Annotated in this window: 13 protein-coding genes; 7 read left to right on the forward strand and 6 right to left on the reverse strand. The window is 57.0% G+C overall.

The features are described from left to right. Together Q0510_RS03250 and Q0510_RS03255 are read left to right on the forward strand one after the other, a co-directional pair. Positions 1–343, forward strand: a 343-nt coding sequence (locus Q0510_RS03250; protein WP_298708198.1) for a hypothetical protein, incomplete at its 5' end; no start/stop codon positions are given. Between the two features lie 12 nt (positions 344–355). Next, positions 356–3,775: an AAA domain-containing protein gene (locus tag Q0510_RS03255; RefSeq protein ID WP_298708238.1), complete on the forward strand. Its 3,420-nt coding sequence runs from the start codon at positions 356–358 to the stop codon at positions 3,773–3,775. A gap of 110 nt (positions 3,776–3,885) precedes the next feature. Here Q0510_RS03255 and Q0510_RS03260 read toward each other — a convergent pair whose 3' ends face one another. Continuing rightward, on the reverse strand, positions 3,886–5,259 hold the full coding sequence (locus tag Q0510_RS03260) for an exonuclease domain-containing protein (protein ID WP_298708200.1): 1,374 nt from the start codon (positions 5,257–5,259) through the stop codon (positions 3,886–3,888). A 168-nt stretch (positions 5,260–5,427) separates the two neighbouring features. On the opposite strand from Q0510_RS03260, the gene Q0510_RS03265 reads away from it, so the two are divergent. The 4 genes from Q0510_RS03265 (at position 5,428) to Q0510_RS03280 (ending at position 7,602) form a co-directional block, all read left to right on the forward strand. Further along, positions 5,428–6,006 carry an outer membrane beta-barrel protein gene (locus tag Q0510_RS03265; RefSeq protein WP_298708202.1) on the forward strand — a complete coding sequence of 193 codons (579 nt, stop codon included), beginning with the start codon at positions 5,428–5,430 and terminating at the stop codon, positions 6,004–6,006. Positions 6,007–6,117: 111 nt separating this feature from the next. After that, positions 6,118–6,933 carry a mechanosensitive ion channel domain-containing protein gene (locus Q0510_RS03270; RefSeq protein WP_298708204.1) on the forward strand — a complete coding sequence of 272 codons (816 nt, stop codon included), beginning with the start codon at positions 6,118–6,120 and terminating at the stop codon, positions 6,931–6,933. A 138-nt stretch (positions 6,934–7,071) separates the two neighbouring features. Further along, entirely contained in the window at positions 7,072–7,314 is a 243-nt protein-coding gene (locus Q0510_RS03275) for a hypothetical protein (protein WP_298708206.1), read from the forward strand. A gap of 39 nt (positions 7,315–7,353) precedes the next feature. Then, entirely contained in the window at positions 7,354–7,602 is a 249-nt protein-coding gene (locus tag Q0510_RS03280) for a hypothetical protein (protein WP_298708207.1), read from the forward strand. 98 nt (positions 7,603–7,700) lie between these two features. On the opposite strand, the gene Q0510_RS03285 is transcribed toward Q0510_RS03280, so the two are convergent. From Q0510_RS03285 to Q0510_RS03295, 3 genes are all read right to left on the reverse strand, one after another. After that, on the reverse strand, positions 7,701–8,420 hold the full coding sequence (locus Q0510_RS03285; RefSeq protein ID WP_298708209.1) for an SRPBCC family protein: 720 nt from the start codon (positions 8,418–8,420) through the stop codon (positions 7,701–7,703). A gap of 81 nt (positions 8,421–8,501) precedes the next feature. After that, a complete protein-coding gene (locus tag Q0510_RS03290) occupies positions 8,502–9,086 on the reverse strand; it encodes a type 1 glutamine amidotransferase domain-containing protein (RefSeq protein ID WP_298708229.1) in 585 nt (194 codons plus the stop codon). Between the two features lie 110 nt (positions 9,087–9,196). After that, positions 9,197–11,626, reverse strand: coding sequence for an AsmA-like C-terminal region-containing protein (locus Q0510_RS03295; RefSeq protein ID WP_298708230.1), 2,430 nt, complete (start codon positions 11,624–11,626; stop codon positions 9,197–9,199). 58 nt (positions 11,627–11,684) lie between these two features. On the opposite strand from Q0510_RS03295, the gene Q0510_RS03300 reads away from it, so the two are divergent. After that, on the forward strand, positions 11,685–12,488 hold the full coding sequence (locus Q0510_RS03300; RefSeq protein WP_298708233.1) for a M90 family metallopeptidase: 804 nt from the start codon (positions 11,685–11,687) through the stop codon (positions 12,486–12,488). 4 nt (positions 12,489–12,492) lie between these two features. Here Q0510_RS03300 and xrtN read toward each other — a convergent pair whose 3' ends face one another. Continuing rightward, positions 12,493–13,824, reverse strand: a complete 1,332-nt coding sequence (xrtN, locus tag Q0510_RS03305) for an exosortase N (protein WP_298708235.1) — start codon at positions 13,822–13,824, stop codon at positions 12,493–12,495. Beyond that, positions 13,803–15,523, reverse strand: a 1,721-nt coding sequence (locus Q0510_RS03310; protein WP_298708236.1) for an XrtN system VIT domain-containing protein, incomplete at its 5' end; no start/stop codon positions are given. The genes Q0510_RS03310 and xrtN, both read right to left, overlap by 22 nt.

The following is a 15,523-nucleotide window of genomic DNA, read 5'->3' on the forward strand; positions in this document are numbered from 1 at the left end:
GGCGGAGCAATACCGGAAGAAGACGGCCGGCGTGGAAGTGCCGAAGCCGGAAGGCGCGCCTGCCGAACCGGATGAAGTAACGGAAAAAGAACTGTTCGAATGGGCGGAGGCCGAAGCGAACCCTTACCGCTGGGAATTCGACACCTGCCAGATGGTGCTGGGGAATTTCAATTACAAGAAAATGAGCCTGGTGCGCGATTACAACGCGGCCATCGAGCAACGCCAGGGGCACGGCGTGTTCGACCACCTGTTCAGCGACCATCCCCGCCCGCTGGATGAAGAAATGGAGCTGCCCGCCCTGCCGGAAGAATGGTTCCATGTTATTCAGGCAGATCCCACATAGACGCGTGCTATCCTGCAGGCGCGGAAAGGAGAAAGCTATATCATCCAGGGGCCTCCCGGCACGGGGAAAAGCCAGACTATTACGAACCTGATCGCCGATTTTGTGGCGCGGGGGAAGAAGGTGCTGTTCGTCTGCGAAAAGCGCGCCGCGCTCGACGTGGTGTACCATCGGCTGCAGCAACAGGGACTGGCGGATTTGTGTTCGTATATCCATGACAGTCAGGCCGACAAGCGCGCCTTCATCAAAGACCTCAAACTGAGTTATGAAGCCGCGCTCAAGCCGGATACGGATCTGCATACGATCACCCTCCGCCGCGACGCGCTGCTGCACAACCTGCGGCGGCAGCTACAGCTCCTGCAGGAATTCCACGACACGCATGCCGGCGAAACCGTGCGAACGCTTATCGAAAGGCTGTTGTCGCTCAAGCCATTGATACCCGCTACGGATGCGGAAACGGAGGAAATGGTGCCCGGCTACCTGCAATGGCTGCAGTTCGGGAATGTGGTGGAACAGCTGGGACAGGCGCTGGAAGAAACCGGTGCGGAACCGGTATTTGCCGCGCATCCGCTGAGCCGTGTGCATGAAAGCGTATTCACCTCACCGCAACCCATACATACGCTGAAACAATTGACGGGCGATGCCCTGGCCCTCGTGGAGCAACTGGAAAGCGCCAGGGAACACGCCACCCGCCTGCATGAGCTGAAATCGCTGGTGTTGCAGGCGACCCTGCTGCTGCCATTGGCCGGCGCGGGGCTCCTCCGGCTGGTGGACCCTTCGCATCCCGACGCGGTTACCTTCGAGCGAAGGTTTGCGGAAGTGAAATCGCTGCAAAAGACAGCCGATGATGCCGCGGCGCAGAACTCGGGCTGGCGGCAGAAATTATCGCCTGAAGATACCCTGGCAGGGCTGGAAGTGGCCCGCCGGCAGGAGGATTCCTTCTGGCGGTTTTTATCCGGCAAATGGCGCCGCCTGAACAGGACGCTGAAAGCGCAATACGATTATTCGTCTCGGGCCGTCCCTCCTTCCGCCGTATCCCTGCTGGAGCAACTGCAACACGAATACGATGCGGCGGCAACGGCTGCCCGCGCCAGGAAAGCCCTCGAATCCGACTACCGCATCGCGCAGCTGGAAATGACCTGGCTGGCGGTGGAAAGATTGCGCACCAAATTGCAGGAGCCTTCGCTCCAATACCTGCTGCATCACCCCAACGCGCCCGACACCGTGCGCACCCTGGCGGCGCTGCAGGAGCCGCTGCTCAAACTGGAAACACTGCTTTCCCAAACCCTTGCCGACCCCGCACCCCAGCCTTTCGGCGAACTGGCCGACCTCCTCGAGGGCATCCGCCTCAACGCACCCGCCCTCGAAGAACTGCTGCCCGTTTTGGGTAATTATACCAGCCTGCCGGAAGGATTCAAATCCGCCCTCCGCCGCCTCCCCTGGACGCCCGGGGAACTGGAAGCAGGAATGGCCGGCAAATCACTCCGCCAGCTTTACCGCTACAATAAATCCTTTGCGCAAACCGGCGCCCATAACCTCGAACAGGCTGTGGCCACGGTGAAGCATTGTTACGGCGAACTGCTGCAGCTTAATGCCGCCTATATCCGCGCCAATATCCGCCGCCAGTTCCTCGACAACGTGCAGCGCAGCCAGAAGGCCGATGAAACCTACATGGAAGGGCGCCGCATCCTGGAAAATGAGTTCTCCAAAAGCATGCGGTACAAAAGCATCCGCGAACTGTGCTCCCGCGCCAGCGGCAGGGTGCTGCTCGACCTCAAGCCCGTCTGGCTCATGAGCCCGCTCAGTGTCAGCGATGCCTTCCCGCTCGACCAGCCCTTCTTCGATGCCGTAATTTTCGACGAAGCTTCGCAGATCACCCTGGAAGAAGGCGTGCCCGCGCTGTACCGCGCACCGCAAACCATTATCGTAGGCGATGAGAAACAAATGCCGCCTACCGACTTTTTCTCCGCCCGCACCGGCGACCCCGACGATCTCGGCGCCGACCCGGCGGATGATGAATTGCTCAGTGCGGATGCCGACAGCCTCCTCACGCAGGGAGCCCGCAAAATGAACAGTTTCATGCTCGGATGGCATTACCGCAGTCATTTCGAAACCCTGATCAGCTACAGCAACCACGCCTTTTATGATGCGGAACTGCTCACCATCCCCGACCGCAGCGAGCACGGATTGCAGCGGCAGCCCATCAGCGTAGCGCAGCCGTCGGACGCGATGTTCAATATCAAAGCCCTTTTCGACCGCAGCATCAGTTACCACCATCTCCAGCAGGGCGTATACGCCAAACGCGGCAATACGGCGGAGGCGGCATACATCGCGCACCTGGTGCGTGAATTACTGCTGAAGCGGACCAAAGACAGCATTGGCATAGTGGCGTTCAGCCAGGAGCAGCAGGGAGCCATCAACACGGCGCTGGATGCGCTGGCCGCGCAGGACCCCACGTTCGACGATCTGCTGGAAGAAGCCCAGGCCCGTACCGAAAACGGTCAGTTTACCGGCCTGTTCGTCAAGAACCTGGAGAATGTGCAGGGCGATGAGCGCGATATCATCATCCTGAGCGTTTGCTATGCGCCGGATGCGCGCGGGAAGATGTCGATGCATTTCGGGCCCATCAATAAAAAGGGCGGCGAAAAGCGCCTGAATGTAATTTTTAGCCGTGCCAGGCGGCATATGGCGATCGTGAGCTCCATCAAACACGGGCAGATCACCAACCTGTATAACCCCGGTGCGAATTTCCTGTCGAAATTCCTGCAATACGCGGAACAGGTGAGCACGGGCAATATGAAGCAGGCGCGTACCGTCCTCGACGGGCTGACGTCCGCCCGCCCGCAGGGCCGCTTCCGCAGCGGCGATACCGTGGTGCTGCAGGAGATCCGCGAAGCTTTGGAAAAAGAAGGGCTAACCGTCACCGAGCAAGTAGGCCAGAGCGGTTTCCGCTGCTCGCTGGCCGTGAAAACGAAGCCGGAAGACGCGCAGTTTGCCCTGGGGATCCAGGTGGACGATGAAGCCTGGTACCAGCACGATAACGTACTCGAACAATATTACCAGCGCCCCGCCGTGATGGAAACGTTCGGCTGGCGGACGATGACGGTTTACGCGAAAGACTGGCTGTCGGATCCCGAAAAGGTGCTGGAAGACATCCTCAAACGCCTCGGCCGGCAACCTGCCGCCAGCGGCATTGCGGAAGTAAAGGAGAACACCCTGCCAGAAGGTACCACCCGCTTGCTCATGGGCGAAGGCAAACAGGAGAAATTCTGGGAAATCAAAGCCTCCGGCGCGAAATTGCTCATCCGCTACGGCAAATCCGGCACAAATGGCCAGATCGAAGTGAAGACCTGCATGCATGAAGCAGACGCCGCTAAAGAGCTGGAAAAGGCGGTAGCGGAGAAGAAGGCGGCCGGGTGGCGGGAAATGATTTGATGTTCGCGATGTATCCGCTTAGCAGGGACGCAGTACTGGCTTAGTACAGGTACCGTACTGCAACCGTACTATGTCGTAAAATAACAGTTCCGGTTGCCGGTTCGTGTATTTTATGCCGGTACTTGTACCAACCTGCCGGCATTGTTATTGGCGTAAGTACGTAACAGGTTGAGGATGAATTCGTTTTCGGGGTATTGGGTGAGCAGGTCTTTCAGCATATTGGTATCGGACACGGCCACATCGCGGGGAACGTATCCCATGCCGTAGAATTTCCCTTTTTCCATGAGGATGCAGCTTTGCTCCGTGGCTTGCCGCCCGGCGTCGAGGATAAGGAAGGAAGGCTGGGCGGACTGGAGATGCCCGATCGCTTCCAGGACGCGTTGGTTGTATTTCGCGGGTTTTTCCTTTTTCTCGCAGGCGCCTTTGCAGGTTTTTTCGGCTATCCCGGTGCAGGGATCGGGGCTGGTTTGCAGGAAGCAGAGCTTCGGGCATAACCCGAACTCCCGGATCAGCTGGCGCAGGAGGTTGTGGCCTTCGGCCAGGAGGTTGAAGGCGAATACCGGCGTCGTATATTTTCTTCTCTTTTCGATTGCCAGGCGCAGGTATCCCTGCTGGTCTTCGAACGTATAGAACCCGAATTTGGACTCCACGCGCTTCTGTGCATTGTTGTATTGCGGCCAAAGGCGGCGGATCTCGATGGATTCGAGGATGAACGCCATCAGTTCCGTACCCGTTTTCTCGAACGTAATGCTGTGGATGTTGCGCAGGAACTCCTGCCGCTGCCGGCCGGCGCTGTTGCCCGTAAAATGGCTGGTCACGCGCTTGCGGATGTTCCGCGCCTTCCCCACATACACCACTTTCCCCTTTTCATTATGGAAATAGTACACGCCCGGGGTCGACGGCAGATCGTCGACATACTCCTGCGGCAGGTGCAGCGGCAGCCATTTGTCCTTGGAGCGGGCATTGAGCGCCTGGGCGATGGCGCCCTGCTTGTCGGCCGCGAGCATCAGTTCGAAGAGGCGGACGGTGGCTGAAGCGTCGCCCGAGGCGCGGTGGCGGTTCACGATCCCGATATTGAGCTGGCGGCAGAGGTTGCCCAGGCTATAAGATGGGAAGCCGGGAAAGACTTTGCGGCTCAGGCGCACGGTACACAGCTTTTTGGACTGTAGCTTGTAGCCGCAGTGATCGAGCTCGTGGCGGAGGAAGGAATAGTCGAAATTGACGTTGTGCGCGATAAAAATCTGCCCCTGCAGGAGGTTGAAGACGTTTTCGGCAATGTCTTCGAACAGCGGGGCGTCGGCCACCATTTCGTCGGTGATGCCGGTGAGCGCCTGGATGTACCTGGGGATGGGGATGCCGGGGTTGACCAGCGTTTCGTATTTCCCGGTGATCTGCATGCCGTCGTGCAGGAAAATGGCTACCTCGGTGATCTTCCCCGCGCTGGCGTGCCCGCCGGTGGTTTCGATGTCTACTATCGCGTACATGGGGCAAATATACTGCATCAAACGCAGTGTATCTGCGTAGCGCTGCGGAGATTGCGGGAAGTACTCAATTTAAAAACCCGGTAGGATTACGGATGTTTCCCTGGATTCACCGGGATATTTTTGCAGCCGTAATCCCAAAAACGTCATCTCAAAACCATCTTTTCAAACATGAAGAAAATTGTATCAGCATTTCTCCTCGTAAGCGGCCTTTTCGGCACCGCTGCGGCACAGGACCAAAAGAACTATGTGCAGGCCGGCATCGGTTTCGGCAATACCCTCGATTATGCTTCTGGCGCCAAAGGGATGCCCACCCTGAATTTCACCTACGAGCGCATGCTGCCGTTCAAAGTAGGGCCGGGCACCTTCGGTGCAGGGCTCACTACTTCTTACCGCAGCGTTAAATGGGAAAGCACTTTCCTGGATTACGAAGACGTGGAAACCCGCGGTAAATGGAAGTACAGCAACATGGTGATCGCCCTGCGCGGTGCTTACCATCTCAGTTCCGAGATCATCAAAGTCGAAAACCTGGACCTCTATGGCGCGCTCCAGATCGGCGCCCGTATCGCCAAACAAAAGTATACCGGTGAGGCGGACTATGGCGTAGGTACAAGCGACTGGAACGACAATAACGTGCATGTGGGCTTCATCGCCGGCGCCCGTTACTTCTTCACCCCCGGATTCGGTGTATACTCTGAAATCGGATACGATGTGACCTGGATCAAACTCGGCGTTGTTGGCCGGTTTTAATACCTAAAAGTACTTCCCGGCTGGTGACGCCGGGAATCAAGGGCGAACCTGCTTCCTTCCCGGGAGCAGGTTTTTTTACAGCTGTGGTGCAGAATTTGCTTTTCCACAGGTATGGAATGGACTAACCTTATCTTCGAAAAGCTCAACCGCTGGGGCCAGGCAACCATCAAAATGCTCCCCAATCTCGCCCTGGCGATCGTTATCTTCCTGGTTTTCTACCTGCTGGCGCGGCTGGTGAAAAAGTTCGTATACAAGCTTTCCTGCCGCATCTCCGACAAAAGAGCTATCAGCAATCTGTTCGCCGGCGTGGCGTATTTCATCATCTTCGCCATCGGGCTGTTTTCCGCGCTGGAAGTATTGAAGCTGGATAAAGCGGTATCCTCCCTGCTGGCGGGCGCCGGTATCCTCGGCCTGGCCCTGGGCTTCGCTTTCCAGGATCTCACGTCCAACTTCATTTCCGGCATTTACATCACTTTCCGCAAACCCTTCGACACCGGGCACGTCATCGAAACGAACGGTTTCACGGGAACTGTAGAGAACATCCAGTTCCGCTCCACCACCATGCGAACCTCCGACGGGCAGCACCTCATCATCCCCAATAAAGACATCTTCCAGAAACCCATCATCAACCATTCCCTCACCACCGAACGGAAAATAGAACTGCACCTGCTCATCCCATTCAATAAAGAACCTGCACCTGTTCTCGATGATATCGTGAAAACGGCCATGGGCGTGGTGAACCAGATGAAGACGGGCAGCGTGCGCAAAGCGCCGGAAGTATGGTTCGAAAACATCGAAGGCGCGAATATCAAGCTGATGGTGGCGTTATGGATATCGAACCGTACCGACGTTTCCTTCAACAAATCCCGTCACCAGCTGATCCTACGGCTGCTGGACGCGCTCCGTCAAAAACAACTATTACCCTGATTCCCCGCCAGTAGAGCCAATTACCCACTCTGTACCGTACCCGCCCTACCCTTTTCCTGCTGTTGGAGGTTGGTACGGATGGAGCGGTTATTGCCCGTTTTACTTGAAAATGATCATCTAACCAAAAAACCGTTCATCATGCAAAAGCTTAGCAACTGGCAGGACAAACGGACGCCTGCCCGGGATAATCCCCTCAACACCGACTTCAAGCCAGGAGGAGAGCAGGAAAGATGGCCTGAAGACCCGGAAGCCGTGGAGTACAACAACGACCTGGCGGGCGATCCTGACCAGTTAAAAGAAGATCCGAACAACGATGAGGAACAATACGACGATATGGAGGACCAGTGGGAAGATATCGTCCGCACGTATAAAATCTACTAAGTAACCATATCAATTTGATAACCATTAAACATTTTACACATGAAATCGACGATCACTCCCCTGAGCCTCATTATCGCCTTCGTGGTGGTTGCGATGAGCCAAGCCTGGAGCAGTCAGGCCGGACTTTCGAGCCCTGCAGGATCGACGCCTTCGGTTCATTGGACCGACACGGTTCCCATGGAGCCGGGCGACACCACTCCGAAGAAAAAGAAGAAGAAAGACCGCAAAGTGCGTGAAGATACTTCCAACACGCCGCGGCCAGACACTTTCCGAACCTTTAGGCCATAGCATACAGGATGTACGGATTACACGAAAATGGCTGTTTCCTTTACGGGAACAGCCATTTTTAATGTATGGGTTAGTGATCGGAGATTTGCCCGGTGGTTTCAGCCATGGGCGGTATTATCCGCCGTGGGAAACGCTTCCAGATGCTGTTTGAAACGATTGATATCATGCCTTACCAGCTGTGCGAATGCGGGGTTCATCAGCCGGGCGATCCCTGCGCCCATGAACCCTGCCGGCGGGCGGTATGTAAACGTGACCAATACTTCCGTTGTGCCGTCATCCGCATCCCTGAAACGCACCTTGCCCGCGTTGGCGATTGCCGCACCTTCGGTGGAGCGCCAGGCGAGTTCTTCACCGGGTTTGTCTTCCGTGATCTCGGCATCCCATTCCAGCATCACGTTGCCGGCTAGTTTGATGGTCCAATGCGAATGCTTCGAATCGACCACTTCCACGTCGTGCAGGTGCGCCATGAAGTTTGGCAGGTTGTTGAGCTGCCGCCAGTAGGCGTACACTTCGCCCCTCGGGCGTTTCACGATCATGGATGTGCGGATGTTGACTGCGCGGGCGTGCCTGGGGCGCTGCTCATCGTCGATGGCGGCCGTGATCGGGCAGTTGCCCGAAAGCCCCCGGTACAACAGGTATCCGCCCACCAGCAGGCGGCCGATATTTTTGATGGGCGATTCCTTCATGCCGGCAATCGCCAGGTACACGAGGGACGCGCCTGCCGCGGATGAAATGATCCGGCCGGTTTTGGATACGTTGATAACGGTGGATTGTTCATAGAGCATGCCCGCGCGGGGACGGTTGTTGTTTTGATTCATATGCTGAGTTGATGGGATTCTTACTGTCAAATATAACACAGCAGATGATGCAGTGTTTAACGGATCGGGCGGTTTAACATCCTATCCCAGCTGATGTACACCCCTGTTTCTGGACAAATGCTGCCCTTCGGCGATCTCTTCGACCATTTTGGCGCAGAATGCGGGCAGGTCTTTCGGGCTGCGGCTCGTTACCAGGCCATTGTCTGTCACCACTTCCTGGTCTATCCAATCGGCGCCGGCATTGATGAGGTCCGTTTTGATGGAATGGTAAGATGTCATTTTCCTGCCCCGCACGGCGCCGGCTTCGATGAGCGTCCAGGGGCCGTGGCAGATGGCGGCGATGGGTTTGGCTTCTTCCATAAACCCTTTTACGAAACGCACCGCTTCTTCGTTGGCGCGCAGGAAGTCGGGGTTCATTTGCCCGCCGGGCAATACGAGCGCGTCGTAATTTTCTGATGAAGCGCGGTCTACCGTCTCATTCACTTCATATTCGCCGCCCCAGTCTTTTTCGGCCCAGGCTTTCACTTTTCCTGGTTCGAGGGAAACGACGGTCACCTGGGCGCCGGCGTTTTTCAGCGCGGCTACGGGCTCGGTAAATTCTGATTCCTCAAACCCGTTTGCAACCAATACGGCTACTTTTTTGTCTTGCAGCGATTGTTTTTCCATGACATTAGTTTTTAACGCGTTGATTAAAAACATATTCCTGCAAAAACGGTTCCTCCTGCCCTTCCGCCGGAAAAAGCCTTTCGCCGGGGCTGAATTTCCTCATTCCGGGGTCAGTCGCCTTTCCCGAGTTTGAACTTCACCTTGCCGTCTTCGCCATCCACGGCATGAAGGTTCACGACGATGCCGCTTTTCCGGCGTTTGCGCAGCTCTTCGGCGTCGGTCACCAGTTCATCTTTCTTCGGGTTGCGCAGCGGTACTTTCAGCTTGATATCGGTGCCCTTGGGTATGCCGTACGTGCCTTCCACTTCGATGTTCAGCACGCTGGAAGCGATGAGCATGGGGTGGATGTATATTTTGTTGCCGCGGATGTCCAGCGTATTGCGGATGTTTTCGAATGTGATGTTGGACATGTCGCGCTTCCGGAAAACGAATTTCCCTACGTTTACCAGCGGTTCGAAATTCAGCAGCGCGCCTTTGCTGAGGTTGAAGTTCACGCTGCCGTTGATGGATTTGGGCTGGATGCTGAGGTCTTCCTTCACCCCGCCCGTCACCTTCGCCTTTGCGGAAAACACGCCGCGGAGGTTTTGGGCCGTAATCCCATCCTGCCCGAAATTCTCGAACGCCTGGAAAAGCTGGTCCACCTGCACCTGCCGGATATCCGCGTCGAGGTGGAAACGGTCGCCTTTCGGCTGCTGGGTGATGGCGCCGCTCAGCTGCATCTGGCCGCCCACGGCCTGCAAGCCGACGTTGTTGAACCGGACGCCGTCCTGCCCCATGTGCACATCCGCCTTCACGTTGCTGGCGTTGAATTTCCGGTAGCGTACCTTATCCAGCGCCACCTGCATGTGCACGCTGGAGAGTTCCAGCATGGTGTCGAGCTGGCGGGAGAAGCGGGCACGCATATGGCGGTTCTGCTTTGCCTGGGCGTGTGTTTTATGTTTGGCGCGCCGGCCGAATAAGGATTGGAATTCGTTGAGGTTGATCATCGGGCTGCGAACGTTCCAGTTCAGCACGATTTTTTCCGGCGCGGAGAAATACAGGTTGAGGATGTTGAGGATGCTGCCGTCCATTTCCACTTTGCTGGCGCCCGACTGCACCCGGATATCCCGGAGGTACAGGTGGCCCTGCGTGAAATCGAGTCGTGCATTACAGTTGGTGACGCCGAGGTTGCGCGGCACGTAGGTGAAAGCGCCGTCTTTGATGTTCACGAAGCCTTCCAGCGCCCCGGGTATGGTATCTTTCGCATCCCAGGAGCCCGCGTATTGCAGGTCCACTTCCGCCTGTCCCGCATTGAAATGAAACAGGTGATGATCGAGCGCGTGCGTGAGGCGCACCAGCGGGAACTTCGACCGGAAGCGCCCGGTGAGCAGGGGTTTCTGCAGGTTGAGGATGCGGATGGTATCGGCGGTGACGGGGATACTGTCGTATTCCGCGGAGAAGCGGTACACGCTCAGCCGCGAATTGGCATCATTGTGGCCCTGGCCGGGAAACACTTCGTTGAGGAAGGCGCCGTCGAAATTTACTTTCTCCAGTGCGAGGTTGGCGCCGGTCAGCCGGTTGTCGCGCACCTGCCAGGTAACGTGCACATAGGGCGTATCCCGGAACTTCATATGCCCGCGGATGTCGGCGGCCACGTTCAGCGGCTGCCCGAAATCGATGGGAGAAAGTTTGGCGGTGATATTGGGCGTAACCAGCGTGGTGGCGAATTTGAAGGGGATATTATCGGCGTTGATCTGCAAATGGAAGGCGGGCGGCGCTTCGGAAAAAATGAACTCGCCCGCGAGCTGGACGGGCTGCTGGTCGAATTTGATTGTTTGCCGGGGGATGCGGAGTTTTTTACCGGCTGCGATGAATTGCAGGTTCATGGGGCCCGAGAGCGTTTTGCCTTTCGCGTAGCTGCCTTTGGTGGTGTTGAATTGCATGTCGGCGATGAGGATTTCGGGATGGATGCGGGCCTGCCAACCGGAATCGTTTTCCTGCATGCGGCCTTCAAGCTGTTTGACGTCGAACTGGAAGTGTTTCCATTTCTGCTGGTTCTCCAGGGTGACCCGGACGTCTTTCAGGGAAAATTCGCCGATGACCGGTGATGATTTGGTGGCGGTGGAATCTTTTTTCTTTGCTTTTCCCTGGAGGAGATAACCGTTGGAGTAGCCGAGGCTGTCGGTGTAGAAATAGATGTCTCCGTTCTCGATGCTGACTTCGCGGATGGAAACGCTGCGGCGGATGAGGGCGAACGTGTTGACTTTAACGTATACTTCCTTCAGGTCGAGCAGTGCGTGGTGATGGCGGTCGTAGAGGCTATCTTTCAGGGATACGTCTTTCAGCGTCACCGATATTTGCGGGAAGCTGCGCACGAGCGAGGGCTCCATGTCGCGGATAACGAGGTCGCCATTGAGGCGTTCGCTGAGTTGGCGGGTGATGTCGGCCAGGATATCGGCCTTGCGGCTGCGGATAACAAGGGCCAGCACGAGCCAGAGTACGATTACCAGCAACACGAGGCTGCCGGTGGTGATGAGGGTAATTCTTAACCAGCGGGGCATGTACGGGTCTGTTGATTGTTTGCATTTTAAAACAATTTTCCTTCGTAAATTGTTCCCGATGGCATTTAATTTGGAATTTGCGCAGGTGTTACCCGTATTGATCCCCGTGGCGGTGATCGCTTTTCTTTTCTGGTGGTTCTACCGGCCGAAAAAATCGGCACCCGGTTCCGTGCCCGCTGATACGGCGAGTATGCTCGAAACGCATGTCCGGTATTACCAGCAACTCACGGCATCCGAGAAAGAGCGGTTCGCCGGTGAAGTAGAGACCTTCCTCGGGCATGTGACGATCGAGGGCGTAGGTACGGAAGTTGAAGACCTGGACAGGATCCTCATCGCGGCGAGCGCCGTCATCCCCATTTTCAGCTTCCCCGGCTGGAAGTACCGCAATCTTACCAATATCATCCTCTACCCGGATACGTTCGACGAGCATTACCAGTTCGAGGGCGACCGCCGCAATATCCTCGGTATGGTGGGCAGCGGGCATATGAACGGGCAGATGCTCCTTTCCCGAAGCGCCCTGCGCGCGGGGTTCTCAGATCATGCCGGCAAGAGCAATACGGCGATCCATGAATTCGTGCACCTGGTCGATAAAACCGACGGGTATGTGGACGGCCTTCCGCAATCCCTGCTGCACAATATCACGAGCCTGCCCTGGTTGCAGGTGATGCACGAAGAGATCCGGCGGATCGAATCAGGGCATAGCGAAATCAATCCTTATGCGGCCATGAACCAGAGCGAATTTTTGGCGGTAACGGCGGAGTATTTCTTTGAGAAGCCCGACAGCATGCAAACCCATCACCCCGAATTATACCGCCTGCTCAGCGAAATCTTCAAACAGGACCCCGCGGCCCGCGCGTCCTGAAACATCATTCCAAACCCATCGCCAACCGGACGGAACCGTGCTGCCGTGCCCGGTGGATCTCGGCGATGAGGGCTTCCCTGCTGCCGGCCGTTACGTTTACGAGGGCAAAGCGGCTCCTTTTGGCGAGGGCGTTCCAGCGCCATTCGAGCTGCGAAACCGTTTGCAGCGTTCCGCAGTCGTACCACCAGGCCGTGTAAAGCTGCTCCTTCCCTTTCTCGAGTACGCCGGTGAATAGCGGGATTCCCGCGATCTGTTCTTCCTTCACTTTACGGAAAACAAACCCGCTCCCCTGCCAGCAAATGGTGGGATGGTGATCGGTGTAGTAGCCGTCTTTTATCTTCTTGACATACCACAAAGCGCCGTCGCGCTCCAGTTTCAGCACATCGTTTTTCATCGCGGTAGCGGCAAACCCCGGCACTACGGGCGTTGTAGCCGCTTCCGCCGTTTTCGGCAGGTTTACTTTGTAAGCCAGCAGGAAGATGCATGCCGCGAGCGAGAGGTGCGCCTGCAACACGATGTACCGCGGGTGTTGCGTGGTTTCTCTACGTTCTTCCCGCGTTTTCCCGAAACGGTTGACCAGCCGCGGCGTGAGGTAGAAAATGGGGATGAGGACGTAGAGGCCCAGGCAGAGAAGCCCTACTACATCGTGCATCACCTGGCCGGGAAGGATTTGGAATTGCACGAGCAGCACGATGCGGAAGAGATTGGAGCCGGTATTGAGGCAGAGAATGAAGCCCAGCCAGCCCATGAGCGCCCACAGCGGCAGGGTTTTGCCGCTTTTCTTCTGCGCAATGCCCGTTGCCGCGATCCCGCAGAGGATGGCGGTGACCATCATGCTGAGGCCCATGCAGGCGGGATCTACGGAGAATTCCGTGCCGTTGAGGAGCATCACATTGCCTTCGGTCGTCACCTCCCGCCCTGCCAGGCGCAGGATGGCGCCGGCAAAGCGGGTCAGGTGCAGGCGGATAGGAAAGGTGAAAATTTGGGTCACATACTGGAAGACGGGCGCCATGAGCATCAGCGCCATCATGGGCAGCGCGTTGATTTTACCGAAGCAGCTTTCGGCCAGGAAGCACAGCGCCAGCACGAGCGTGGCGAAGAGCAGCGTTTTGGCCGGCACCATCCAGGCCAGCAGGCAGCAGGCCAGGGCGGCGTAGAAATAGCGCAGGCTGCGCTTGTTGGCCCCATCCGCCCGCAGTACGACCGGCACCGTCGCCGCGCCGAGGATAAACCCGTTGGAGCCCCACTCCATATAATCATCCAGGGCAAACAGCGCGATGCCGGCGTAAAGGGCCGTCCATATCAAGGCGGGTACTATGCGTTGGAGACGGTCCATCTGCGGCGGTTGAGGTATAAGTATAAGGATACAATAGCGAGGATAATGAGCGCCCATTCGTGTGGTTCCGGCACAGCGCCGTTCCCGTTCAGCGAGGCGTTTTTCAGGCTGTTGCCTTCGTCGTGGATACCGAAGCGGTCGTAATCCTGCTGCGTTTCGAGCACCACCAGGCTGCTGATGGGCGACACCACGTAAGCCTCTTTGGCGGCGGCAACCAGGTGCTCCTGCCCCAGGCTGCCCGTTATCAGGCCCCTGCCGGTTTGCTGGAGGATGTGGTTGTAGGCGAAGAGGCGCATGAGATGGTCGGGCGCGGTGCCGGTGGCGGTACTGTCGGCCCGGCGGACGATCGCCGCTTTCGCTGCATCGATCACCACCTTATCCGGTGTTTCGGGGTCTGCGGTGAAGAGGCCTTTATTCAACAGTTCCCGCAGCTGATCGAGGTTGCCTTGTTCGTAACGGAAAGTGCGTGAGGCTTTGAGGCTGGCGAGGTACGGGGAAAGCCGGGCGCCGAGGTCGTACAGGCGGATTTTAGGGAATGAAGGATCGGCGAGGCGATCGGCCAGTTTCATCCTGAAAACACTGCTTTCCAGATCTGCCAGCGCGGGGGAAACACCTGTGTTCCTGGTGATCACCAGCGCACCAGCCGGGTCCGGGATGCGGTGGAACGGAAAAAGGCTGAAGCGGTGTTTCAACAGCGGTTCCACGAACTCCCGGAAGTTCTCTTTTGTAAGGGAGACGAACTTGTCACCGGTAAAAGTTTTCACGGGGATGTTGCCCGCCATGGCGAAGATGTTCCGCATGTCGGCGCGGGTCCACGAATGGTTGATGTCGAGGTAAATCGCCGTGGTGGCCACGGTGGACCGTTCCGCTTCATACGGCTGGATCGTGTAAGCGTTCCCGTTGAAGGCGAAGGTCTGGGGCCGGAGAGGCAACAGGGGCATAGACAGTTGCCAGTCGGGCCGGTAGGCTCCTTCCCTTTCGAGCAAGTTGCCGTTGCGGGAGAAACCGGCGGGTTTTTCGTCGAGCGGTTCGCCTTCACTGGAAATGCTGGTGTATTCGGTGGCGCGGCGGAAAACGGGGCCCCTGAAGGCGATGTTGTCGTAGATCATCCTGCCGTCTTCCACTTTCAGCGGAGCGGTGACGCCGATCCTGAACACCCTGGAATCCATACTGTTTACCGGGAAAACGCGCACGGAAACCGTATTCCCTTCCTGCCAGCGCACCAGTGAAGGATCACGTTGCTCCACCCCTACTATCGTTTTATAGGCCGTATCGGCTTTTTCTTTGGTGGTAAGAATGGCTTTTTCTTCTTTCCCGTTGATCCAGAGCGAAAGGGAAGTTACCACGCCGCCTTCGGGCAGTTCGAAGGAATAGATGCCTTCGGCGGTGCCCCATTGTGCGGCATTGTAGACGGTGATGGATTTCTCTGTATACGCCAGGTGTTGCTCCGGCCATAGTTTGATGCGGGTGTGGACGTATGACGTAGACAATTTATCGCCCGACCAGAGGCGCTCCTGCGCTTCGTGGCGGCTGTCGTACAGGGCTTCCAGTATTTTGATGCGGTCGCTGTGGCCGGGGCGCAGTGCTGGGCTGAACAGGTGGGCGATGGTGACGAGGGGATCGTGATAATGGCGGGCGTCGAAATTCCGGTTGGGCATATCGAAATCAAGAGGTTTTGTAAAACTTCGGAAGTGGTGAA

It is taken from the genome of uncultured Chitinophaga sp., from assembly GCF_937874145.1.
Taxonomy (GTDB): domain Bacteria; phylum Bacteroidota; class Bacteroidia; order Chitinophagales; family Chitinophagaceae; genus Chitinophaga.